The organism is Gordonia sp. VNK21 (assembly GCF_046098115.1).
Taxonomy (GTDB): Bacteria; Actinomycetota; Actinomycetes; order Mycobacteriales; family Mycobacteriaceae; genus Gordonia.
Window position 1 is genome coordinate 64551 of the sequence record NZ_JBJURU010000013.1, and the last position, 21574, is coordinate 86124.

At 70.3% G+C, this 21574-nt stretch carries 20 protein-coding genes; 8 read left to right on the forward strand and 12 right to left on the reverse strand.

Annotation, left to right across the window (positions count from 1 at the left end; translation table 11 throughout):
• Nucleotides 1-99: 99 nt before the first annotated feature.
• The 3 genes from ACJMNC_RS15005 to ACJMNC_RS15015 all read right to left on the reverse strand — a co-directional run bounded on the left by ACJMNC_RS15005 (nucleotide 100) and on the right by ACJMNC_RS15015 (nucleotide 3736).
• Complete coding sequence (locus ACJMNC_RS15005) at nucleotides 100-1761, reverse strand: AMP-binding protein (RefSeq protein ID WP_408948771.1); 1662 nt, start codon at nucleotides 1759-1761, stop codon at nucleotides 100-102.
• The gene (locus ACJMNC_RS15010) at nucleotides 1758-2714 is read right to left on the reverse strand and encodes a cyclase family protein (protein WP_408948772.1); all 957 of its coding nucleotides are present in this window, start codon (nucleotides 2712-2714) and stop codon (nucleotides 1758-1760) included. The genes ACJMNC_RS15005 and ACJMNC_RS15010 overlap by 4 nt, the downstream gene beginning before the upstream one ends.
• A gap of 176 nt (nucleotides 2715-2890) precedes the next feature.
• Nucleotides 2891-3736, reverse strand: coding sequence for a TetR family transcriptional regulator (locus ACJMNC_RS15015; RefSeq protein ID WP_408948773.1), 846 nt, complete (start codon nucleotides 3734-3736; stop codon nucleotides 2891-2893).
• 78 nt (nucleotides 3737-3814) lie between these two features.
• Here ACJMNC_RS15015 and ACJMNC_RS15020 point away from each other — a divergent pair, with 78 nt between their 5' ends.
• Together ACJMNC_RS15020 and ACJMNC_RS15025 are read left to right on the forward strand one after the other, a co-directional pair.
• Nucleotides 3815-5476 (forward strand): class I adenylate-forming enzyme family protein, encoded by a 1662-nt coding sequence (locus ACJMNC_RS15020; protein ID WP_408948774.1) that lies wholly within the window; start codon nucleotides 3815-3817, stop codon nucleotides 5474-5476.
• A gap of 62 nt (nucleotides 5477-5538) precedes the next feature.
• Nucleotides 5539-6363 (forward strand): SDR family NAD(P)-dependent oxidoreductase, encoded by an 825-nt coding sequence (locus ACJMNC_RS15025; protein ID WP_408948775.1) that lies wholly within the window; start codon nucleotides 5539-5541, stop codon nucleotides 6361-6363.
• Between the two features lie 25 nt (nucleotides 6364-6388).
• Here the strand turns inward: ACJMNC_RS15025 and ACJMNC_RS15030 are convergent, their stop codons facing one another.
• Together ACJMNC_RS15030 and ACJMNC_RS15035 are read right to left on the reverse strand one after the other, a co-directional pair.
• Entirely contained in the window at nucleotides 6389-7531 is a 1143-nt protein-coding gene (locus ACJMNC_RS15030; RefSeq protein WP_408948776.1) for an acyl-CoA dehydrogenase family protein, read from the reverse strand.
• Nucleotides 7528-8382, reverse strand: a complete 855-nt coding sequence (locus tag ACJMNC_RS15035) for an SDR family oxidoreductase (protein ID WP_408948777.1) — start codon at nucleotides 8380-8382, stop codon at nucleotides 7528-7530. Before ACJMNC_RS15035 ends, ACJMNC_RS15030 begins: the two co-directional genes overlap by 4 nt.
• Nucleotides 8383-8622: 240 nt before the next feature.
• On the opposite strand from ACJMNC_RS15035, the gene ACJMNC_RS15040 reads away from it, so the two are divergent.
• On the forward strand, nucleotides 8623-9450 hold the full coding sequence (locus tag ACJMNC_RS15040; RefSeq protein WP_408948778.1) for a TetR family transcriptional regulator: 828 nt from the start codon (nucleotides 8623-8625) through the stop codon (nucleotides 9448-9450).
• Here ACJMNC_RS15040 and ACJMNC_RS15045 read toward each other — a convergent pair.
• The 3 genes from ACJMNC_RS15045 to ACJMNC_RS15055 form a co-directional block, all read right to left on the reverse strand.
• Nucleotides 9443-11143 carry an FAD-binding dehydrogenase gene (locus ACJMNC_RS15045; protein WP_408948815.1) on the reverse strand — a complete coding sequence of 567 codons (1701 nt, stop codon included), beginning with the start codon at nucleotides 11141-11143 and terminating at the stop codon, nucleotides 9443-9445. The genes ACJMNC_RS15040 and ACJMNC_RS15045 overlap by 8 nt on opposite strands.
• Before the next feature lie 224 nt (nucleotides 11144-11367).
• Nucleotides 11368-11712 (reverse strand): YidH family protein, encoded by a 345-nt coding sequence (locus tag ACJMNC_RS15050; protein WP_408948779.1) that lies wholly within the window; start codon nucleotides 11710-11712, stop codon nucleotides 11368-11370.
• A gap of 31 nt (nucleotides 11713-11743) precedes the next feature.
• Complete coding sequence (locus ACJMNC_RS15055; RefSeq protein WP_408948780.1) at nucleotides 11744-12934, reverse strand: acyl-CoA dehydrogenase family protein; 1191 nt, start codon at nucleotides 12932-12934, stop codon at nucleotides 11744-11746.
• 239 nt (nucleotides 12935-13173) lie between these two features.
• Here ACJMNC_RS15055 and ACJMNC_RS15060 point away from each other — a divergent pair, with 239 nt between their 5' ends.
• The 3 genes from ACJMNC_RS15060 (at nucleotide 13174) to ACJMNC_RS15070 (ending at nucleotide 16085) form a co-directional block, all read left to right on the forward strand.
• The gene (locus ACJMNC_RS15060) at nucleotides 13174-13542 is read left to right on the forward strand and encodes a hypothetical protein (RefSeq protein ID WP_408948781.1); all 369 of its coding nucleotides are present in this window, start codon (nucleotides 13174-13176) and stop codon (nucleotides 13540-13542) included.
• 388 nt (nucleotides 13543-13930) lie between these two features.
• Nucleotides 13931-15151, forward strand: coding sequence for an acetyl-CoA C-acetyltransferase (locus ACJMNC_RS15065; protein ID WP_408948782.1), 1221 nt, complete (start codon nucleotides 13931-13933; stop codon nucleotides 15149-15151).
• A gap of 46 nt (nucleotides 15152-15197) precedes the next feature.
• On the forward strand, nucleotides 15198-16085 hold the full coding sequence (locus tag ACJMNC_RS15070) for an SGNH/GDSL hydrolase family protein (protein WP_408948783.1): 888 nt from the start codon (nucleotides 15198-15200) through the stop codon (nucleotides 16083-16085).
• 64 nt (nucleotides 16086-16149) lie between these two features.
• Here the strand turns inward: ACJMNC_RS15070 and ACJMNC_RS15075 are convergent, their stop codons facing one another.
• Nucleotides 16150-16620, reverse strand: a complete 471-nt coding sequence (locus ACJMNC_RS15075) for a MarR family winged helix-turn-helix transcriptional regulator (protein WP_408948784.1) — start codon at nucleotides 16618-16620, stop codon at nucleotides 16150-16152.
• A gap of 100 nt (nucleotides 16621-16720) precedes the next feature.
• Between ACJMNC_RS15075 and ACJMNC_RS15080 the strand changes: the two genes are divergently transcribed.
• Nucleotides 16721-17152, forward strand: coding sequence for a DUF5313 family protein (locus tag ACJMNC_RS15080; RefSeq protein WP_408948785.1), 432 nt, complete (start codon nucleotides 16721-16723; stop codon nucleotides 17150-17152).
• A gap of 13 nt (nucleotides 17153-17165) precedes the next feature.
• On the opposite strand, the gene ACJMNC_RS15085 is transcribed toward ACJMNC_RS15080, so the two are convergent.
• The 3 genes from ACJMNC_RS15085 to ACJMNC_RS15095 all read right to left on the reverse strand — a co-directional run bounded on the left by ACJMNC_RS15085 (nucleotide 17166) and on the right by ACJMNC_RS15095 (nucleotide 20657).
• Nucleotides 17166-18620 carry a hypothetical protein gene (locus tag ACJMNC_RS15085; RefSeq protein WP_408948786.1) on the reverse strand — a complete coding sequence of 485 codons (1455 nt, stop codon included), beginning with the start codon at nucleotides 18618-18620 and terminating at the stop codon, nucleotides 17166-17168.
• A gap of 61 nt (nucleotides 18621-18681) precedes the next feature.
• On the reverse strand, nucleotides 18682-19428 hold the full coding sequence (fabG, locus tag ACJMNC_RS15090) for a 3-oxoacyl-ACP reductase FabG (RefSeq protein WP_408948787.1): 747 nt from the start codon (nucleotides 19426-19428) through the stop codon (nucleotides 18682-18684).
• 62 nt (nucleotides 19429-19490) lie between these two features.
• Nucleotides 19491-20657: an acyl-CoA dehydrogenase family protein gene (locus ACJMNC_RS15095; protein WP_408948788.1), complete on the reverse strand. Its 1167-nt coding sequence runs from the start codon at nucleotides 20655-20657 to the stop codon at nucleotides 19491-19493.
• A gap of 185 nt (nucleotides 20658-20842) precedes the next feature.
• Here ACJMNC_RS15095 and ACJMNC_RS15100 point away from each other — a divergent pair, with 185 nt between their 5' ends.
• Complete coding sequence (locus tag ACJMNC_RS15100; RefSeq protein ID WP_408948789.1) at nucleotides 20843-21574, forward strand: hypothetical protein; 732 nt, start codon at nucleotides 20843-20845, stop codon at nucleotides 21572-21574.

The window sequence follows — 21574 nt, forward strand, 5'->3', positions numbered from 1 at the left end:
GGGAAGCGGCGCTCAGGCGGGGGAGTGGGAGAGCCGAGTGGAAACCGGCGGCGGGACCGGGGGATGAGGGGATGAGTCCCGCCGCCGGGGTCTATCGGGTCAGCCGGCCGCGTCGCGGAGTTCGCGCCGCAGGATCTTGCCGGTGACCGTCTTGGGCAGGTCGCCGATGATCTCGACCGACCGCGGATACTTGTACGCAGCCATCTGCTCCTTGCAGAAGGCGACGATCTCCTCCTCGGTGGCCGACGCACCGTCGGCGAGCGAGACGTACGCCTTCACGGTCTCGCCGCGGTACTCGTCGGGCACACCGACCACCGCCGCCTCCCGCACCGCCGGATGGGTGTAGAGCACGTCTTCGACCTCCCGCGGCCACACCTTGTAGCCGGAGGCGTTGATCATGTCCTTCTTCCGGTCGACGACGTAGAACCAGCCGTCGGCGTCCATGAAACCGACGTCGCCGGTACGCAATTCGCCGTCCGGCAGCGACTCGGCCGTCTTCTCCGGTTTGTTCCAGTAGCCCTTGGTGACCTGCGGCCCGGAGGTGGCGAACTCGCCCACCTCGCCGACCGGAACGTCCCGGCCCTGCTCATCGATCACCCGGACGACGGTGTTGAACACCGGCACCCCCACCGACAGCGCCCCGGAGGCCGGGTCGACCGGCGCCCGCACCCCCAGCGGCACACCGTGTGATGGCGATGCGGTCTCGGTGAGGCCGTAGATGTTGTGGATGTAGGCACCGAAGATCTTCTCCAGGCGGTCGCCCATCGCCGGGGCGATCGGCGCCCCGCCCGAGTACAGGATCCGCAGGCTCTCGAAGTCCTCCGGGCTCGCACCGTCGGCCGTCGAGAGGGCGTTGAACGCGGTGATCGCCGCGACCGTGAACACCGGCCGGCGTTCCCGGATCGCGTCGACCGTCACCTCCGGCTGGAACCGGTGGGTCAGCGTCAGCGGTGCGCGCACCAGCATGGCCGTCATGATGTGGCCCACCAGGCCGGTGATGTGGAACAGCGGGGCCACGCCCAGCACGCCCTCGCCGGGCCGCAGCCCCGTCCACTCCCGGTAGGTCTGCGCGTTGAACGTCAGATTCCGGTGAGTGTTCATGGCGCCCTTGGGTTCTCCGGTGGTTCCGGAGGTGTAGGTGAGCACCGCGGTGTCGTCGGCCGAGAGCGCCGGCGCCGGCAGCTCTCCTCCGTCGTAGTTCTCGATCAGCTCCACCAGGTCGAGCGTCCCGTCCGGGTGCAGGCGGGTGGTGCCGGCGAACAGGCGCTGATCGTCGCGGGTCTGGAAGTCCAGCGCGGAGGTGGTGATCACCGTGTCCACCGACGTCTCGCCGGTGGCGATCACCCCCTCGGCCACATCCGTGTACAGATCGTCCAGGGTCAGCAGCGCCGTCGCCCTGGAGTCGCCGAGCAGATACGTCAGCTCGCGACGCCGGTTCATCGGGTTCACCGCCACCGCCGCGCCGCCGGCCTTCCACGCGGCGAGCAGACCGATGACGAACGACGGATCGTTCTGCACATAGATCGCCAGCCGGTCGCCCGGCGCGAACCCGTTCTCGACCAGGGCCGCCGCCAGTGCCGTCGACGCCCGGTCGACGTCGGCGAAGCTGAGCGCGGAGTCGAAGTAGTACAGGAACGGCGCATCCGGATCGGCCGCCAGCGACGCCTCGAAGACGGCCAGCGCGGTTGGGTATTCGACCTCCAGGTCTGCCGGGCTGCCCTCCGGATAGCGGGCCAGCCACGGCCGGTCGGCGTAGCTCACTTGAGCACCACCGGGTTGACCGGGGCGCCGGAGGCGCCGTTGATCTTCAGCGGTGCGGCGACGTAGAAGAACTCGTACGTCTTGTCCTCCGCGCAGTCGGCGGCGAGCTTCTCCAGATCGCAGATCTCGGTGAAGGCGACACCCAGGTTGCGCATCAGGGCGTTGTGCAGCACCAGTGCGACACCGTTGTTCGGGTCGTGGGTCACCTCGTTGGCGATGGTGTCGGTCACCAGATTCGGGATCTCCATGCGCTGGAACCACTCCACCAGCTCCGGGGAGTACACCAGGCCCGGCTCGCAGAAGCCGTCGTAGAACGCCTCGCCCTGCTGGAAGAACAGTTCGAGGTGGTTGGTGCGAATGATCAGGATGTCGCGCGGGCGGATCGTGATCCCTTGGGCCTCAGCGCATTTCTCCAGGTCGGTGTGATCGAAGGTCTGCCGTGCCGGCAGGGCATCGGCACCGAAGTAGCGGGCCATGTCCAGCAGCACCGCGCGGCCGGCGATCCCGCGCTCGGCGATGGGCTCGACGCTGGCCTGTTCGAGTTTGCCGATGGTGGTGCGGGCGTCGTAGCCGTTCCAGATCTTGCCGTCGTACCAGACGTGGCCGAGGGCGTCGTACTGCGTGGAGCCCTGCAGGAAGGCGTCGATCTTGTCGTCGGCGTAGTGCAGGCCGCCCGGGAACGCCGGTCCGTCGCCGCCCTCGTCCCAGCTCGACTCGTCGAAGACCACCTCGCGGGTCGCGGGGCTGCGGCCGGGCCACACCGGGTCGCCCTTCGGATCGCCGATCAACCGCTGCAGCGTGAACAGTTCGCCCTTACGGATCAGGGCGGCGCCGGCGAGTACCTGCTCGGCGGTGAGGTAGTTGAGGCTGCCGACCTGATCGTCGGGGCCCCACTTGCCCCAGTTGCTGGGCGAATCGGCGAGCAGCTCGGTGAGATCGGGGGCACTGGTCATCGGAATCCTCCAGGGATCGGGTGCGGTCGAGAGTGGTACTGAACGGCGATCGAGCGAACGTTCGGGCTGTTCAGTGCGATCAGAATCACAACCCCGACGACATTCGTCAAGGGGTTCGGCGAAGAAGGTTCACCGGAGTCGTCGAGTGCGACCCCGGTGTTCAGTCACCCTGAACTTCAGCCGCGCATCATCGACAGCGCGTGCTCGGCGTACTCGGCTGCCACCCGCTGCGGATCGGCCAGTTCCTCGCGGTCGGGACGGTGCGGCAGCGCCAGGCACAGTGAGATGACCACGCGCGCGGTGCCGCGCGGATCGGCCACCCCGAAGTCGCCGTCGGCCGCCGCCTGCACGGCTGCCGCCTCCAGCCGCTGCCGGATCCGTTCGGTCGCCGCCACCACCCGGGACCGCTCCGGCTCCTCGAGGCTGCGCAGTTCGGTGGCCGAGATGAAGGCCAGCTCATGCCGCACGGCCTGGGCCAGAGCCAGGGCCTCGACCATCCGGGCGAAACGTTCCGCGGGCCGGCCTCCTTCTTCGTCGGCGCTGGTCACCCGCCATTCCATGTCGTCGGCGGTCCGCGTCATCAAGGTGGCCAGCAGCTGCTGCTTGCCGCGGTGATAGTGGTAGATCCCGGCGACGCTGCTGTCGGCGGCGGCCGCGACCTGCCGCATGGTGGCGCCGTGGTACCCGATCTCGGTGAACACCTCCACCGCCGCCCGCAGACCCGGATCGAGATCCAGCGCGGCGAACCGGCGCCAGTCGCCGCCGCGCGGGCCCGGGCCGGTGGCATCCCGCCGCGGTGCGGGCTCGGGTACCTGCTGCGGTTCGAGCAGCCGGGCGCGCGGTGTGCCGAGCCGGTCGGCGATCTGCTGCAGCCTCTCGACGGTCAGCGCCACCTTCCCGTTCTCGATGGCGCTCATGGTTCCCGCACTCACGCCGATCTCGGCAGCGAGTTGGCGTAGGCTCAAACCGGCATCGGCCCGGGCCCGCCGAATCGCCGCCCCCGTTCCGTTCTGTTCAGCCATACTGAACACGGTACCGGCGGGGGACGCCGCCCGGGCGATCCCGGACACCACGGATCCACGGGCAGGAGGGCAACCGGTGTGAGCGCCTACGACGATCGCCCCTGGCTCGCGCAGTACGGCGACCGTCCCGCCCATCAGCGGGTGGAGTACCCGACGGTCCTGCACATGTTCGACGCCGCCGTCGACGCGGTTCCCGACCGGCCGGCGATCCGCTACTTCGACAGCACCGTCACCTGGCGCCAGCTCGACGCCGCCTCCGATGCGATGGCCGGGCTGCTGCTGGCGCGCGGCTTTCCGCCCGGCGGCCGGGTGGTGTTGTGCCTGCAGAACGATCCGGCCTTCGTGATCGGCCTGATCGCCGCCTGGAAGGTCGGCGGGATCGCGGCGCCGGTCAGTCCGATGAGCGAACCCGACGAGTTGGCCCGGGTCCTGCGCCGGTACACCCCGGGTGCGCTGCTCGTGCTCGAGGACCTCTACCGCGACGTCGTGGCCGGCGAACTCGACGCGGCCGCCGCCCAATGGGCAGTGCCGATCGTCCTCACCGTCTCCGCCCTCGACGGACAGACCCGCGACGATCCGCGGGTCTTCGCGGAGCTGGTCCGGGACCGGCCCGCCGACACCGTCGACCTCGCCGCCCTGATCGCCGGACGCCGTACCACGGCGCCGGTCCGCCGCCGGGTGGGCCCCGGTGACGTCGCCGTGCTGATGAGCACCTCGGGCACCACCGGCTTTCCCAAGGCGGCACAGATCAGCCACGCCAACCTGAGCTTCAACACGCAGACCTACCGGGAGTGGACCGGGCTGCGCGAGGGCGAACCGGTCCTCGCCCTGGCACCGGTCTTCCACGTGACCGGTCTGGTGGGCGGGATCACCCTGTCGATACTGCTGCGCTCGCCGCTGGTCCTGACCCACCGGATCCTTCCGCCGGTGATCGCCGACGCCATCCGGGAGTGGCGCCCGGCCTTCGCCGTCGCGGCGATCACCGCCTACATCGGGCTCGCGGACAACTCCGACATCACAGCCGAGGAGATGGCGCCGCTGCGACTGCGCTACTCCGGCGGCGCCCCGATCGACCCCGATCTGGCCGAGCGGCTCGAGTCCGCGCTCGGCGGCTACATCCACAACATCTACGGGCAGACCGAGACCACCTCGCCGTCGCACGTGGTCCCGTCCGGCCGGCGGGCGCCGGTCGACGCCGAGACCGGCGTGCTGTCGGTGGGAGTTCCGGTGTCCAACACGGTGGTCCGGGTGGTCGACGAGGACGGCCGGGATCTGCCGGTCGGGGAGATCGGCGAGCTCATCACCACCGGCCCACAGGTCATCTCCGGCTACTGGGACGATCCCGAAGCCACCGCCGAGGCGCTGGCCGGCGGCGATCTGCACACCGGGGACGTCGGCTTCATGGATGCCGACGGCTGGTTCTACGTGGTCGACCGCAGCAAGGATCTGATCAACGCCGCCGGCTACAAAGTGTGGCCGCACGAGGTGGAACAGGCGCTGATGCGGCACCCGGAGGTCCTCGAGGCCGCGGTGGTCTCCATTCCCGACGACTATCGCGGCGAGAGTGTGAAGGCCTTCGTGGTGCTGCGGGAGGGCGCCACCGTGGTCGAGTCCGACCTGGTGGACTTCGGCCGGGAAAGGCTCGCCGCCTACAAGTACCCGCGCGAGGTGGAACTGGTTGCCGCACTGCCACGTTCGGCGACCGGCAAGCTGCTGCGGCGGAACCTGCGGGAGAGCTGAAGACGCGGTGCGATCAGGCCGACGCACGTGCGGTCTGATTGAGGGGACGAGGGAAGACGACGATGATGCAGCCGGCAGGCAAGGTGTTCGTGGTGACCGGTGCCGCCAACGGTATCGGCGAACAGGTGGTGCGCGAGCTGCTCGCGCGTCAGGCGCGGGTGGCGGCGGTGGACCTCGACGAGGCGGCGCTGCAGCGACTGAGCGAGTCCGCCGCGGTCGGCGGCCGGCTCTCGACTCACCGGCTCGACGTCACCGACGCGGGCGCTGTCGCGGCGCTGCCCGCGGCGGTGATCGCGGCGCACGGCCAGGTGGACGGACTGTTCAACATCGCCGGCATCGCCCAGGACTTCGAGACCGCGGCCGGGATCGACGAGGCCCGGATGCGCACCGTCATGGAGGTGAACTTCTTCGGCACCGTCGCGATGGTGCGGTCCTTCCTCCCGGAGCTGGAGCGGCGGCCCGGCGGGGCGGTCGTCATGAACACCGCCAGCCTGGCCGCCATGGTGCCCGTCCCGGGTGCCGCGATCTACGGTGCCTCCAAAGCCGCTGTGGCGCAGTTCGGTTACGGACTTCGCCAGGATCTGCGGCACGCGGGTTCGGCGGTCAGCGTCACCACCGCAGTGCCCGGCACCGTCTGGACCGAGCTGGTCCGGGCCAGTGCGAACACGCTGGGCACCCCGGAGGTCGTGGCGCGCACCTTCGCGATGCCGGCCGGCCGCGCGGCCCGGAGGATGATCGAGACCACCCTGCGCGGCCGCACCCGGGTGGTGATCGGCAAAGACGCCCACTTCTACGACGGACTCGGCCGGCTCAGCAAGCGCGCCGCCGAACGCATCTCGTATCTGCAGGTGGCACGCTTCGTCTACAGATCGCAGAAGAAGCGCTAGATCTGCGCCGGCCGGCCGACGCCCCTCAGCGGTTGCGCAGCGTCCGGCTGATCACCAGCCGCTGAATCTGATTGGTGCCCTCGAAGATCTGCGTGATCTTGGCCTCCCGCATGAAACGCTCGACGCGGAAGTCGCGGGTGTAGCCGTAGCCGCCGAAGACCTGCACGGCATCGGTGGTGACCTTCATGGCCGCATCGGTGGCGATCAGTTTCGCGGTGGACGCCTGCCGGGAGTAGGGCAGGCCGCGATCCCGGCGGCGGGCGGCGTCGAGGTAGGTGGCGCGCGCGGAGTCGACGGCGGCCGCCATGTCGGCGAGCAGGAAGGCCAGCCCTTGATGGTCGATGATCGCGCTGCCGAAGGTGGTGCGCTCATTGGCGTAGGCGGCCGCCTCGTCGAGAGCCGCCTGCGCGATGCCCACGGCGACGGCGGCGATGCCCAGGCGCCCGGAATCGAGTGCGCTGAAGGCGATCTGCAGTCCCTGGCCGTCCGCGCCGATCCGCCGCTCCTCGGGGATGAAGGCATCGTCGTAGAAAGCCGAGGTGGTGGGCACCGCAGTGAGGCCCATCTTCTCCTCGGGCTTGCCGAAGGAGAGTCCTTCGGTGCCGTCGGGAACCAGGAAGCACGAGATGCCCTTGGAGCCGTCACCGGTGCGGGCGAACAGGTTGTAGAAGTCGGCCACCCCGCCGTGGGTGATCCACGCCTTGGTGCCGGTGATCCGGTAGCCGCCCTCGGCCGGCCGGGCGGCGCAGGCCAGCGCGGCCGCGTCGGAGCCGGCCTGCGGCTCGGACAGGCTGTAGGCGCCGATGGTGGCGCCGCCGAGCATCTCCGGCAGCCAGCGTTGCTTCTGCTCGTCGGTGCCGAAGGCCATCAGCGGATGGCAGGCCAGGCTGTGCACGCTGACGGCCACGCCGACGGCGGCCCAGCGGGCCGCGATCTCCTCGAGCACCTGCAGGTAGACCTCGTAGGGCTGGCCGCCGCCACCCCATTCCTCCGGATACGGCAGGCTCAGCAGCCCGGCCTCGCCGAGCGTGGCGAAGACGCCCTCGGGATAGGTCTCGTTCTTCTCGTGCTCGTCGACGATCGGGGCGAGCGTCTTGTCGGCGATCTCCCGGGTGAGATCGATCAAGTCGTAGGCCTCGTCGGTGGGGAGTAGACGATCGACGCTCATGCCGGCCAATCCATCCAGAAGTCGAGTTCGAGGTCGTGCATGGCGACGGACGGATCCACCTGGTAGCGGGACAGATCGGTGACGCCGTCCGCGGCGAGCACCTCCTCGTCGATGAAGAAACGCCCGGTGGCGGCCGCGGCGGGCTTGCTCAGGATCGACAGCGCCGCGTCGGCCATGATGTCCACGGTCCGGCTGCGCGAGACCAACTGCTCGCCGAGCACGTTGCTGACGGCGGCCGTGGCGATGGTGGTGCGGGGCCACAGCGAGTTGGCGGCGATGCCGTCGGCGGCGAGCTCGGCGGACAAGCCCGCGGTGACCAGTGACATCGAGAACTTGGAGATCGAGTAGGCGGTGGGGACTTTGACGAACCACTCGGGGTCGACGGTGATCGGCGGGGACAGGGTCAGAATGTGTGCGTGGGACGACTTCCGCAGGTGCGGAATGGATTTCGCCGACAGCGAGAAGGCGCCGCGGGCGTTGATGTCCTGCATGAGATCGTACTTCTTCATGCTGATCTTCTCGCTGGGCGTGAGATCGAGGGCGCTGGCGTTGTTCACGACGATGTCGATGCCGCCGAACTCGGCGACCGTGCGGGCCACCGCCTCCTCGACCTGCTGATCGTCGCGGATGTCCCCGACGATCGGCAGGGCCCGGCCGCCGGCCTTCTCGATGGCCTCCGCGGCGGTGTAGATGGTGCCCGGCAGTTTGGGATGGGGCTCGGTGGTCTTGGCGATGAGCGCGATGTTCGCGCCGGCCCGGGCGGCGGCGAGCGCGATCGCCTCGCCGATCCCGCGGCTGCCGCCGGACATGATCAGAGTGCGTCCGCGGAGCGCATCGGTCGTGGTGGTCATGGGTGTCCCTTCTCGCTGAGCAGCGGTGCGTTCACGGTCGGCGTCCGATGCCGGTCGTCGGTGGTCGCCGATAACCGTCGACAAACGATCGATCGGTTGGGTCGTCCGACCGTATGGCCAATAATCTGCCAAAATATGATCGGTGAGTCAATAAGTTTAGTTATACTAAACATCGTGAGAGGTGTGACCGAGGCGGTGTCGCCGGGTGCGAGGGTGCGAGCGGCACGCACGGCCCGAGGGATGAGCGTGCGTGGATTCGCGGCCGCCCTGGGCGTGAGTCCGGCGACGATCAGCCAGATCGAGAACGACAAGGCGCAGCTCACCGTGCCGCGGCTGGAGCAGATGGCCGCCGTGCTGCAGACGACGGCCGGCGAGATCCTGGCGGCCGAGACCCCGCCGGCGCCGACCGCGGCCGGGCCGGGCGGGCCGGGGTGCGCACCGGCGGGCGCGGCCGGTCCCGACTGGCGCCGGTACGAGCCGCTGCGACTCGATGCGATCCTCGCGGCAGCGCTCGCAGAGTTCCTCGAACTGGGCTACCACGGCACCTCCATGCGGCGGATCTCGGCGCGCAGCGGCGTCTCCATCGCCGGCATCTACGACCACTACGAGAGCAAGCAGTCGATTCTCATGCGGATCATCGACGTCACCATGGTCGATCTGGAGTGGCGGATCGCCGCCGCAGCGCAGGAAGGGGCCGGCGTGATCGGCCGATTCTGCTGCGCCGTGGAGAATCTGGCGCTCTTTCACACCTATCGACGGGAGCTCGGTGTCATCGGGGTGAGCGAGGTGCGGGCACTGGAGGAGCAGAACCGGGCGGCCGTCGCCGCCCGCCGGGATCGGCAGCAGCGGATCGTCGACGCGATGGTGATCGACGGCACCCGTGCGGGTCTCTTCGCCACCGCGGTGCCCGAAGATGCTGCGCGCCTGGTGGTCTCGATGTGTGCGGGTTTGTCCAACTGGTGGCGTCCGGGCGGCCGGCTCAGTCCCGAGTCGGTGGCCGCGGAGTACGTCGAGTTCGCGCTGCGGCTGGTCGACTGCCGGGAGCGCCCGCCGTCCGCCGCTACCTGACCGCCTTGGCCGCCGCGCGGCCGGCGGTCCGCCCGCTGAACAGGCAGCCGCCCAGGAACGTTCCCTCCAGGGCACGGTAGCCGTGCACGCCGCCGCCGCCGAAACCGGCCGCCTCGCCGGCGGCCATCAGGCCGGGGACCGGACTGCCGTCGCTGCCGAGCACCCGGCCGGAGAGGTCGGTCTGCAGTCCGCCCAGGGTCTTGCGGGTGAGGATGTTCATCTTGATCGCGATCAGCGGCCCGGCGTCCGGATCGAGGATGCGATGCATCGGCACGGTGCGGATGAGCGAGTCGCCGAGGTAGTCCAGGGACCGGCGGATGCCGCGGATCTGCTCGTCGCGGGAACGCGGGTTGCCCGACTCCCGGTCCCGGTGCTTGATCTGCCGGTTGAGCGAGGCCGCGTCGAGCAGGTCGGAGCCGGCGAGCCGGTTCATCTTGGCGGTCAGCTCGCCCACCGTGCGGGCGGTGACGAAGTCGGGGCCCTTGTCGAGGAATGCCTGCACCGGCTTCGGGACGTCGTCGATCGCCCGGTTCGCCAGGTACAGCGGCAGATTCTTGGCCGTGAGCTCCGGATTCTGCTCGGAGCCGGAGAGCACGAACTCCTTCTCGATGATCCGCTTGTTCAGGACGAACCACGAGTACTCGTAGCCGGAGCGGGCGATGAGCTCGAGCGTGCCGAGGGTGTCGTAGCTGGGGATGCCCGGCGAGGCGAAGCGGCGGCCGGCCGCGTCGAACCACATCGACGACGGTGCCGCGAGCACCCGGATCCCGTGCCCGGGCCAGATCGACGAATGGTTGCGGATGCCTTCGGTGTAGTGCCACATGCGATCCCGGTTCACCATGCGCCCGCCGGCGCGCTCGGTGATGTCGAGCATCCGGCCGTCGACGTGCGCGGGGACGCCGGTCACCATGAACGACGGCGGGCTGCCGAGCCGGGTGGGCCAGTTCTGGCGCACCAGTTCCTGGTTGCCGCCGATGCCGCCGGAGGCGACCAGGACCAACGGTGCCCGGAACTCGAAGTCGCCCACGGCCGTCCGGTTGCTCTTGACCCCGCGCGGCGCCGTGCTCGGTGCCAGCCGGGTGCCGCGGATGCCGGTGACCGCACCGCCGGTGGTGACCAGCTCGTCGACCCGATGACGGAACCGGAAGGTCACCAGGCCGCGGTCCGCGGCGGCCCGGATCCGGCGCACGAAGGGTTCGACCACGCCCGGGCCTGTGCCCAGCGTGAGATGGAAGCGGGGCACGGTGTTGCCGGGATGGCCGGGCCGTCCGTCGCCGCGCTCGGCCCAGCCGACGGTGGGAATCCAGACCATGCCCATGCCGGCCAGCCACGATCGCTTCTCGCCGGCGGCGAAGTCCAGATACGCCTCCGCCCACCGGTAGGCCCAGTAGTCCTCACTGCCGCGCCGGTGCGGCTGCCGGTCGAAACCGGCGGTGGTCATCCAGTCGCGCCGGGCTCGCTCAGGCGAATCGCGCAAGCCCATCAGCCGTTGCTCCGGGGAGTCGATGAAGAACAGACCTCCCAGGCTCCAGTGGGCCTGCCCGCCGAGGTTCTTCCCGGATTCCTGATCGACGATCATCACCTTGCGGCCGGCATCGGTCAGCTCGCAGGCGGCCACCAGGCCGGCCAGGCCGTGGCCGACGATGATCACGTCCGCGTGTTCGCTCGGCGCGGCCGAAGCGAAGCCGGGCATGCCCGGCAGCAGGCCGCCGGCCGCGGCCGCCAGCGACACGCCGCTCGCGGCGGTCAGCGCCTGGCGACGGGTCAGCGGGGTGGTCGGTCCTGTGCGATGAGGGCGTGCGGACACCGGCAGCCTTCCGAATCGGCGACGAAGGGACATTTGGATACGTCACTGTATCGGAATATTTCCGGCATGTGGCCCATTCCGGCGTCTTGGTGCCTCTGCGGCCCGCGCGGTCAGGAGAAGACGGCGAAGCCGATCGCGACGGCCACCAGCAATCCGGTGAGAACGGCGATCGGCCAGGGCGAGTGCATGGGGCCGCCCGAGCGGAGAGCCTGCTCGGTGCGCCGCCAGCGATAGAAGCCGGTGACGGCGGTGAGCGCTCCGAGGACCACCAGCGACACACCCAGAGCGGTCCGGGTGCCGGCGGCCCCGAACGGATCGAACAAATGGAGTACTGCCACGCCGGCCGCGATCAGTCCCAGCGCCGTCCTCAGCCAGGCCAGCATGGTGCGCTCGGCGGCGAGGGTGAAGCGGGCATCCACCGCCCCGGGCGGCCGATCCTCGCCGTCAGTGGTCATCGTCGCTCCTTCGTCGGTGCTCCCGTACTTCTCAGGCCCGATACTCCTCGAGCAGCCGGCGGCCGATGATCATCCGCTGGATGTCGGCGGTGCCCTCGCCGATCAGCAGCATCGGCGCCTCGCGGTAGAGGCGCTCGATCTCGAAGCCCTCGGCGAAGCCGTATCCGCCGTGGATCCGGAAGGAGTCCTCCACCACCTGATGGCAGTACTCGGCGGCCAGATACTTGGCCATTCCGGCCTGCAGGTCGTTGCGCTCACCGGAGTCTTTGGCGCGGGCTGCGCGCACCACCATCTGGTGTGCCGCCTCGGTCTTGGTGCCCATCTCCGCGATCCGGAAGAGCACCGCCTGATGGTCGGCGATCGGCTTGCCGAAGGTCTCTCGCTGCTGGGCGTACGACACCCCCAGCTCGAAGGCGCGGGTAGCCACCCCCACGGCACGGGCGGCGACGTTCACCCGGCCCACTTCCACGCCGTCCATCATCTGATAGAAGCCGCGGCCGGGCTGCCCGCCGAGGATCTCGCCGGCGCCGATGCGGTAGCCGTCGAAGATCAGCTCCGTGGTGTCGACCCCCTTGTAACCCATCTTGTGGATCTTGCCGGGAACCGTCAGGCCCGGAGCCGCCTCGCCGAAGCCGGGCGTCTTCTCCACCAGGAAGGCGGTCAGATTCCGGTGCGGACGGTCGTGACCCTGCGGGGTCCGCACCAGCACTGCGACCAGACTCGCGGTGCCGCCGTTGGTGACCCACATCTTCTGGCCGGTGATCAGGTAGTCGTCGCCGTCGGGCGCCGCGGTGGTGGTGATCGCCGCGACGTCGGAACCCAGTGCCGGCTCGGACATGGAGAAGGCGCCGGTCAGTTCGCCGGCCGCCAGCCGCGGCAGGTATCGCTCGCGCTGCGCCGGAGTGCCGTGCTGGGCCAGCAGATAGGCGACGATGAAGTGGGTGTTGACGATCCCGCTCAGGCTCATCCAGCCGCGCGAGAGCTCCTCGACCACGAGTGCGTAGGTGAGCAGCGACTCCCCGAGTCCGCCGTAGTGCTCGTCGACGGTGAGCCCGAAGATCCCGAGCTCCCGCAGGCCGGCCACGATCTCGGTGGGGTACTCGTCGGCGGCCTCGAGCTCGCCGGCCACCGGCAGCACACTGCGGTCGACGAAATCCCGCACGGTCGCGAGCATCTGCCGCTGCTGCTCGGTGAGATCGGCGGTCTCACACAGCCGGCGCACGCCGTACTCCGGTATCGATGTCCCCGGCGGCGGCCGGGCCGTCGTCGTGCTTCAGGTTCTGGTCCACTCCACCAGCTTCACAGGAAACTCGCCGGATTGACAGCGCGCTGACAGCGCAGCCGGAGGTCTTTCGCAACCTCGCCGACCAGAGTGAGTGCTCGTCGGAGGCCGGCGCTCCGCCCAGGGACGCCCAGACGCCTGCCGGCACGACTATCCGCGAGAGATCAGGGGAGTGAAGAATGCAGAAGCGCGAGACGAAGACCGCGATCAAACGAGGTGTCGTGGGGGCGATCGCCGCCGGTGCCGTGCTGACCGGTGCCGGAGCGGTCGCCGGCATCGCCTCGGCCGACCAGCCCGCCGGTCAGAGTCAGCAGGCTGCCAAGCCGAAGCAGCAGCAGCCGGCGCCCAAGCAGCAGCAGTCGGCACCGAAGAAGCAGCAGTCGGCACCGAAGCGGCAGCAACCCGCCCCGAGGAAGCAGCAGCCCGCACCGAAGAAGCAGCAGCCCGCACCGAAGAAGCAGCAGCCGGCGCCGAAGCGGCAGCAGCACCGGACAACGCCCACCCCGCACGGCTTCTGGCTGTTCGGCACCTGGGTGCCGCTGCCCTGAGACGTAGACAACTGATCCCGGCATAGCGCCCAGCGCGGCGGGGTGATTCAATAGAACAATGGAACCGAACACTGGTCCGTTTCCAGACTGGTCGCCCGTCTCCCTGGGCGACCACGAAGTGCCGCCGTGGCTCCCCCGACTCCACGGCGGCACTTCACTTTTCTCCCCTGTTTCTCGGCTCCCCTGTTTCTCGGCTCCCCTGTTTCTCGGCTCCCTGACATCCCGGATCCCCTGCGTCTCGGCCTTCGGCCCCGTTCACCCCGTATTTCGCGCACACCGCCGCGCCGGACCCGCCCGACGGGCAGGATCGGATCGGTGAGTCCGGCGACGCCGACCGTCGACCGGTGTGGACGGCCCTCGAGCGGGCCCGGCAGGAGGAGGAAGACGCGTGCGTGAGGCCCTGATCTGTGAGCCCGTGCGGACCCCGGTGGGGCGATTCGGCGGCATGCTGTCGACGGTGCCGGTGGCCGGTCTGGCCGCCACCGTCGTCGCCGAACTGGTCCGGCGCACCGGCATCACCGGAGCGGACATCGACGACGTGATCTTTGGACAGTGCTATCCCAACGGCGAGGCGCCGGCGCTCGGACGGATCGCGGCCCTCGACGCCGGGCTGGACGTCTCGGTTCCCGGTGTGCAGGTGGACCGGCGCTGCGGCTCGGGTCTGCAGGCGGTGATCGACGCGGCCATGCGGGTGCAGACCGGTGCCGCCGAACTGGTGCTGGCGGGCGGCGCGGAGAGCATGAGCCAGGTCGAGCATTACGCGCTGGGGCTGCGCTTCGGATTGCGCGGCAAGGATGCGGCACTCGCCGACCGGCTGAACCGGGCCCGGATCACCGCCGGCGGGCGGGATCGCCCGGTAGACGGCGGCATGATCGAGACCGCCGAGAATCTGCGCGCCGAGTACGGCATCACCCGCGAGGCGCAGGACGAGCTGGCCCTGAACTCGCATCTCCGCGCGGTGGCCGCGCACGAGCAGGGCCGCTTCGCCGACGAACTGGTGCCGGTGACCGTCACCGGCCGCAGCGGCGAGGTGGTGTGCGACCGCGACGAGCATCCGCGGCCCGACGCCACCGCCGCCTCGCTGGCCGCGCTGGCGCCGGTGCGCCGCAGGGTGGACCCGCACGCCACCGTCACCGCCGGGAATTCGAGCGGCCAGAACGACGGCGCGGCGGTCTGCATCGTCACCACTCGCGACCGCGCCGACCGGCTGGGACTGCGGCCACTGGCCGTGCTGCGCTCCTGGGCAGTGGCGGCAGTGGAGCCGTCCAGGATGGGGATCGGCCCGGTGCCGGCCACCGACCTCGCCCTGCAGCGGGCGGGTCTGACCATGGCCGACGTCGACCTGCTTGAGGTGAACGAGGCCTTCGCGGCCCAGGTCCTGGCCTGCGCCGCCGCGTGGGGACTCGGTGCGGGCGACGTCGACCGCCTCAACGTCAACGGCTCGGGCATCTCGCTCGGCCATCCGGTGGGCGCCACCGGCGTGCGGATCCTCGCGACCATGCTGCGCGAGCTCGAACGCCGCCGGGGCCGCTACGCGGTGGAGACCATGTGCATCGGCGGCGGTCAGGGCCTGGCGGCGGTGTTCAGCGCGGTCGACGAGACGGAGTAGAGTCCTCGCCGGATGTGAACTGCGACACGGAAGCGGGGAAATGGTGATGCGTATTTCTGTCAGTCGGGGGCGTGGACGGGTGCGCGTCGCCGGTGCGGTGCTCGCCGCGGCGGCACTGGTCGGCGGTGCGGTGGCCGCGCCGGCCCAGGTGCAGGCCCGGCCCGCGGTGAACTACGTGAACCTCGGGGACAGCTTCTCGGCGGCCAGCGGTGTGAGCCCGCAGGTTCCCGGTGGTTCGCCGAACTGCTCGCAGTCCCAGCGCAACACCGCGCATGTGATCGCCGCGAAGTACCGCTACCGGCTCACCGACGTGAGCTGCGGCGGCGCCAAGACCGAGGACTTCTTCCATCCGCAGGCGGGGACCAGCAAGCCGCAACTGGCTGCGCTGAACGACCGGACCGATCTGGTGACCTTCATGATCGGCGGCAACGACGGCGACATGTTCGCCACCGCCATCGCCGAGTGCACCGCGCTCGGCGTGCTGTCCGGGCAGCGGGGCAACCCCTGTGAACGTCAGGCCGGTGCGAAGCTGATCAAGCTCGTCCGTACGCAGACCTACCCGGACCTGGTCAAGGCCATGCGGGCGGTGCGTGCCGCGGCGCCCAACGCCCGGGTGGCCGTGCTGAACTACCCGATGATCGTCGGCGACGACACCCGGCCCTGCCCGGCGATGGTGGCCTCGCCTGGCGACAAACCCTTCATCCACCGGCTGCAGACCGAACTGAACGACGCCGTGGCGCGGGCCGCGGCCGAGACCGGCGTCGAGGTGGTCGACGTGGCGGCCGCGTCGAAGGGGCACGATGCCTGCACGCCGGAGGGCGTGCGCTGGGTGGAGCCGACGCTGACGACGGTGCAACCGGTGCCGCTGCACCCGAATGCCCTCGGTGCGGCCAAGATGGCCGCCGTCGCCGGTCAGGCGCTGCGGCTGTCCTGACGCCTCCGGCGACGCACCGACGGGGCGGCCCCGGCCGATGCCGTCTCGGTCGGTATCCGGCCGGTCAGCCGGCGGGTTCCTCCGCGGCGAGAGCAGCGGCATTGACCTTGGTGAGCACGGCGTGCAGTTCCTCGAGCACCGGCAGCTCCACGCCGAGTGCGGCGACCACCTGGCCGGGGATCTTCAGCGCCTGGGTGCGCAGCTGCGCACCCGCCTCGGTGAGGGCGATGTCGACGCTGCGCTCGTCGTCGTCGCGCCGGCGGCGCTGAATGAAGCCGTTGCTCTCGAGGCGCTTGAGCAGCGGTGAGAGGGTGGCCGAGTCGAGCTGCAGCAATGCCCCGATGTCCTTGACCGGCAACGGTGCGTGCTCCCAGAGGGCGAGCATCACCAGGTACTGCGGATGGGTCAGGCCCAGCGGATCGAGCAGGCGCCGGTAGATCCGGAGTACCGAGCGGTTGGCCACCGCTAGGGCGAAGCACACCTGCCGTTCGAGCAGCAGGGGGTTGCCGTCGATCTCGACTGTGTTCGGGCTCATGACCGGATCTTACACCTGATAGATAGCGCACTATTCAATAGCGTGGTATATCTTGTGCAGTATTAAGTAGCGCACGATCTATTTCTGTCAGGAGATGCAGATGAGCAGCCGGCCGAACCCCGTCCAGTGGATCGCCTATGCGTACGGCGCCAAACTGCCCGACAGCCAGCGCGACTGGGTGGCCAACGATCTGATGGGGCGCGGCGCGACCCCGCGGCACCTGCTCCGCACCCAGTTCTGCTTCGTGCCGATCTACCTGACTCTGTACTTCGCCTTTCCCGGGCCGTGGTGGATCCGCGCCTTGATGGTGCTGCTCGGCGCCTGCCTGGCACTGATCTTCTCCATCTCGTACATGAATCAGAACCGGGTGCGCCGGCTGATCAAACACGGACTGGGCTCGAGCCCTCGCACCTTCAAGCAGCAGGCGGAGGCGGAGAAGATGAAGAAGCAGTACGAGGCCGTCTACGTGGCCCGGCGCGGCAATGCCGCGGACGCCGGCGCTCCCGGCGCGGGCAGCAGTCCGGCCGCCTGAGGACGTCGACCGGTCAATCGAGCAGATGCCGCGGTCCGGTGCGGAAACCGTGGCGGCGTTCGAGCCGATCGAGGGCGCCCGGATCGGCCGAGGTGAGCGCCTCCCGGATCTCCTCGGCCGGCAGGTGTTTCGGGTTCCGGGCCAGCGCCGCGTACACCGGGACCTCGTCGAAGCGGACCAGCACATAGCCGGCCGCCGCGATCGCGATCGGCACCAACAGCGCCAGAGACAGCGAACCGAAGTAACTCAGTGCGGCATCGGGGGCGGCGACGTCGTCGGCCCACGCCAGCCCGAAGAACAACACCGCGACGCAGGCCAGCGCGCCGACGATCACCGCCGGCCAGCGCCACCACGGCGCAGCGGTCTCGGCGATCACCAGCCGCGGGGCGAGGCCGGCCCGCAGCCACCACCAGGCGCAGGCGCTCGTGGTGATCAGCACGACGGCCAGCGCCGTCAGCATCCACCCGGGACGCCAGCCGAACTGCGCCACCCACACGCCGGCGAGTACCAGCGATGCCAGCACCGCGGTGACCGCCACCACCGAACCGAGCTGGTGGATCAGCGCGGTGCGCGGCGGCAGACCGTCGAGCAGGCGCGCCCAGGGCGGTTCCCGCGCGCCGTCGGCGTCCGCCCGGCCGGCGGTCGTCGGGCCGGCGGTCGTCGGGCCGGCGGTCCCGGGTCCGGCGCTGTACCGGCGTTCGATCAGCACCCGCGTCGGATCGCCGGGATCGGACGGATCGATCCACAGCCGGAATCGGCTGCCCGGCACCGGCGCCCAGCGGGGATACTCCAGGAAGTCGAACTCGACCGCACCCGCCCACGCGCCGGCCGCCGGCGGTCCGTCCACCGTGCACCGCACGCCGAACACCGACAGCGCGCCCAGCCCGCGCTCTCCGGGGTGGACCTCGGTGACCGTCGCCGTCGCCTCCTCGCCGTACTCGCGCAGGCCGGCCAGCGCGGCCGTCGCGTTCTGGGCGGCGGACAGACCGGAGCGGATCCGGCGTGCGTCGGTCAGGCCCCAGCGGCCCGCGGGGGCCGCGACGAGCGCGGTGAGCACGACGATCCCGACGGCCGGCAGTAGCGGTGGCCGCCCCACGACCAGCCCGATCAGTGCGCCGAGCGGAAGCCCGAGCGCCAGCGAGCACAGATAGACGCAACGATCGGCCGAGCGCACCTGCTCCGGCGGGGCCACCGGCCGCAGCGACTGCGGCCCGGCCCGGCGGCAGGACCCCACCGCGCGAACGGCCAGCTCCGCGAAACCGTCGCCGACCTGGATCGCCAGCCCCAGGCACAGCATCGGCACGGTGGTGCCGATGACGAGGCGCGTGCCGTGCTCCAGACTCTCGGGCCACCCGGCCACCAGGACGGCGACCGCCACCGCGGCCGCGGCGCCGAACAGCACTGTCCGCAGCGCGCCCGTCGCCGCCATCCCCAGCACCAGCGATCGCCGGAACCTCTCCCGCAGCACGGGAGAGTCATTCAGTGCGACATGACCGTCGCCGGCCTGGGCGAGGGTGAAGGCCACCGGGTCAGAGGTGCCGTCCGCCGGTCACCTCGAGCAGCGTGCCGGTCATGTACGAGGACAGGTCCGAGGCGAGGAAGGCCGCCACCGACGCCACCTCGGCGGGCTCACCGGCCCGGCCCATCGGGATCTCGGCCAGCTTGGCATCCCAGATGCGTTCGGGCATGGCCTCGGTCATCGCGGTGCGGATCAGACCGGGCGCGATCGCATTGACCCGCACCCCGGCGTGCGCCACCTCCTTGGCGGCGGCCTTGGTGAGTCCGACGATGCCGGCCTTGGCCGCCGAATAGTTGGTCTGTCCCACGAAGCCGACCTTGCCGGAGATCGACGACAGGTTCACGATCGCGCCGCCGCCGTGATCGCGCATATGCCCGGCCGCGGCCCGCGTCCCGTTCCAGGTGCCCTTCAGGTGCACCGAGATCACCTGGTCGAACTGCTCCTCGGTCATCCTCCGCATGGTGGCGTCCCGGGTGATTCCGGCGTTGTTCACCCACACGTCGAGGGAGCCGAAGGTGCGCACCGCGGTGTCGAGAAGGTTCTGCACCGGTCCGGCGGCGGTGACGTCGCAGACCGCTGAGGCGGCCGACGCGGATCCGCCCAGCGCGGTCACCGCGTCGGCGAGCGTCGCCTCGTTCACGTCGCCGAGCACCACCCGGGCGCCCTCGGCGACGAACCGTTCGGCGATCGCCAGGCCGATGCCCTGTGCACCGCCGGTGATCACCGCCGTCTTGCCCGACAGCAGTCCCTGAGTCATGGTGTTCTCCGTTCGTGAAGGATGACGTTCGTGAAGGATGAATGGTCCGCCGCCGGCGGTGGTCAGGACAGCTTCTTCGCGGCCTCGCGCACCAGCGCGCCGCCGACGATGAGCCGCTGGATCTCGCTGGTGCCCTCGTAGAGCCGGAGCAGCCGGATGTCGCGGTAGATCCGTTCGACCGGAACCCCGCGCATGTAGCCGGTGCCGCCGTGGATCTGCACACCCAGATCGGCCACCCGGCCGGCCATCTCGGTGCAGAACAGTTTGGTCGCCGACGGGGCCAGACGCCGGTCCCGGCCGGAGACGTACGCGTCGGCCGCATCGCGGACCATCGCCCGGCCGGCCAGCACGCCGGTCTGCTGATCGGCGAGCATCGCCTGCACCAGCTGGAAGCCGCCGATCGGCTGCCCGCCCTGGGTGGCGGTCGCCGCATAGGCCACCGACTCGTCGAGCACCCGCTGCGCCTGCCCGACGGCCAGCGCGGCGATGTGCACCCGGCCGCGCGCCAGCGAGGTCATCGCCGCCCGGTAGCCCACCTCCTCGGAGCCGCCGACCAGCGCGTCGGCCGGCACCCGCACGCCGCTGAAGCTCACATCTGCGGTCCAGGCGCCCTCCTGGCCCATCTTCCGATCGTGCGGTGCCACCGTGACGCCGGGCGCATCGGCGGGCACCAGGAAGACCGCGATGCCGGGGCCGTTCTCGTCCTTGGGCCGGGTGCGGGCGAAGGTGATGAACAGGTCGGCGATCGGGGCGTTGGTGATGAACCGCTTGTCGCCGTCGATCACCCAGTCGTCACCGTCGCGGACCGCCCGGGTCCGCAGCCCCGACGGATCGGAACCGGCGCCGGGTTCGGTGAGCGCGAACGAGGCCACGGTCCGGCCGGCGGCGATCGACTCGAGCCAGGCGGACTGCTGGGCCGGCGTCCCGAAGTTCACCAGCACCTGGCCGGCGATGCCGTTGTTGGTGCCGAACATCGACCGCACCGCCAGGCTGGTGTAGCCGAACTCCATCGCCAGCTCCACGTCCTGGCGCAGATCCAGTCCCAGACCGCCCCACTGCTGCCCGATCGCGTAGCCGAACAGGCCCATGTCGGCAGCGGCGCGGCGCAGATCGTCGGGAATCGCATCGGTGTCGGCGATCTCCTGTTCGCGCGGCACCACCTTGGTGCGGACGAACTGCCGTACCGACTCGAGGATCTCCGCGAAATCCTCGGCACTGACTTCCGACATCGACGCCCTCCTCGGCAGGAATCACTGCTGCACAGTCTTCGCGGGCTACGTTAGCCCGGCGCGGATTCCGCTGCGGTCCGCACCGAGATCGTGGGTCCGGGTGAGCCGGACCTCGCCGCCGTGACCGACGACGAAGACATCACGGCACCCGACGACTGACCGCGGGGCGCAGTACGCTGCCAGACATGAGTCTGGACAATTCGGCCGACGTCCCGGCCGTCGAACACACCGAGCCGCCCGCCGCGGCGGTGATCGCCCGCGGCATCAGCCAGCGCGGGCCGTGGGGCCCGGTCTACGGGCCGCTGGATCTGACCGTCGCCGCCGGCGGACTGACCGTGCTGCGCGCCCCCGCCGGTCCCGGCCGCACCGCCCTGCAGATGACCCTGGCCGGCCGGATGAAGACCCGCACCGGCACCCTCGAGGTCTTCGGCGCGACCACCGCCAAGCAGATCTTCGGTATCTCGGCGCTCGCGGCCATCGAGGATCTGGACAGCGTCTACACCTCGGTGCGGGTGGTGGATCTGCTGACTGAGCAGCTGCGCTGGGATGAGCGCTGGTACCGGCTGGTGCGCAAGGCCCGGCCGGTCGACCTCGAACGCGTCTGCCGGCCGGTGTTCGGTGACCTGCCGCTGCCGGATCTGCACCAGTGGGTGGAGAACCTGAGCGAGCTCGACGGCCTGCTGCTGCGGGTGGCGCTGGCCAACACCGGGCAGCCGCCGCTGCTGGTCGTCGGCAACATCGACCAGGTGACCAGTGAAGAGAACCAGCGTCATCTGGTGCGCCGGCTGGCCGCCCTGGGGCAGCAGCAGACCGTCATCACGTGCACCGTCAACGAGGTCGATCCGGCACTGGGCTTTCGCGAGGAGATCAGCGTAGACCTGTCGGAAGCCGCCGGAGATCGAGAAGGGACCCGCTGA

What these genes read in the sequence shown, in the direction of transcription:
- ACJMNC_RS15010 (WP_408948772.1), bottom strand. Translation starts at nt 2,714, where the DNA reads ATGACCAGTGCCCCCGATCTCACCGAGCTGCTCGCCGATTCGCCCAGC.
- ACJMNC_RS15015 (WP_408948773.1), bottom strand. Translation starts at nt 3,736, where the DNA reads ATGGCTGAACAGAACGGAACGGGGGCGGCGATTCGGCGGGCCCGGGCC.
- ACJMNC_RS15025 (WP_408948775.1), top strand. Translation starts at nt 5,539, where the DNA reads ATGATGCAGCCGGCAGGCAAGGTGTTCGTGGTGACCGGTGCCGCCAAC.
- ACJMNC_RS15030 (WP_408948776.1), bottom strand. Translation starts at nt 7,531, where the DNA reads ATGAGCGTCGATCGTCTACTCCCCACCGACGAGGCCTACGACTTGATC.
- ACJMNC_RS15035 (WP_408948777.1), bottom strand. Translation starts at nt 8,382, where the DNA reads ATGACCACCACGACCGATGCGCTCCGCGGACGCACTCTGATCATGTCC.
- ACJMNC_RS15040 (WP_408948778.1), top strand. Translation starts at nt 8,623, where the DNA reads ATGAGCGTGCGTGGATTCGCGGCCGCCCTGGGCGTGAGTCCGGCGACG.
- ACJMNC_RS15045 (WP_408948815.1), bottom strand. Translation starts at nt 11,143, where the DNA reads ATGCCCGGCTTCGCTTCGGCCGCGCCGAGCGAACACGCGGACGTGATC.
- ACJMNC_RS15050 (WP_408948779.1), bottom strand. Translation starts at nt 11,712, where the DNA reads ATGACCACTGACGGCGAGGATCGGCCGCCCGGGGCGGTGGATGCCCGC.
- ACJMNC_RS15060 (WP_408948781.1), top strand. Translation starts at nt 13,174, where the DNA reads ATGCAGAAGCGCGAGACGAAGACCGCGATCAAACGAGGTGTCGTGGGG.
- ACJMNC_RS15070 (WP_408948783.1), top strand. Translation starts at nt 15,198, where the DNA reads ATGCGTATTTCTGTCAGTCGGGGGCGTGGACGGGTGCGCGTCGCCGGT.
- ACJMNC_RS15075 (WP_408948784.1), bottom strand. Translation starts at nt 16,620, where the DNA reads ATGAGCCCGAACACAGTCGAGATCGACGGCAACCCCCTGCTGCTCGAA.
- ACJMNC_RS15080 (WP_408948785.1), top strand. Translation starts at nt 16,721, where the DNA reads ATGAGCAGCCGGCCGAACCCCGTCCAGTGGATCGCCTATGCGTACGGC.
- fabG (WP_408948787.1), bottom strand. Translation starts at nt 19,428, where the DNA reads ATGACTCAGGGACTGCTGTCGGGCAAGACGGCGGTGATCACCGGCGGT.
- ACJMNC_RS15095 (WP_408948788.1), bottom strand. Translation starts at nt 20,657, where the DNA reads ATGTCGGAAGTCAGTGCCGAGGATTTCGCGGAGATCCTCGAGTCGGTA.
- ACJMNC_RS15100 (WP_408948789.1), top strand. Translation starts at nt 20,843, where the DNA reads ATGAGTCTGGACAATTCGGCCGACGTCCCGGCCGTCGAACACACCGAG.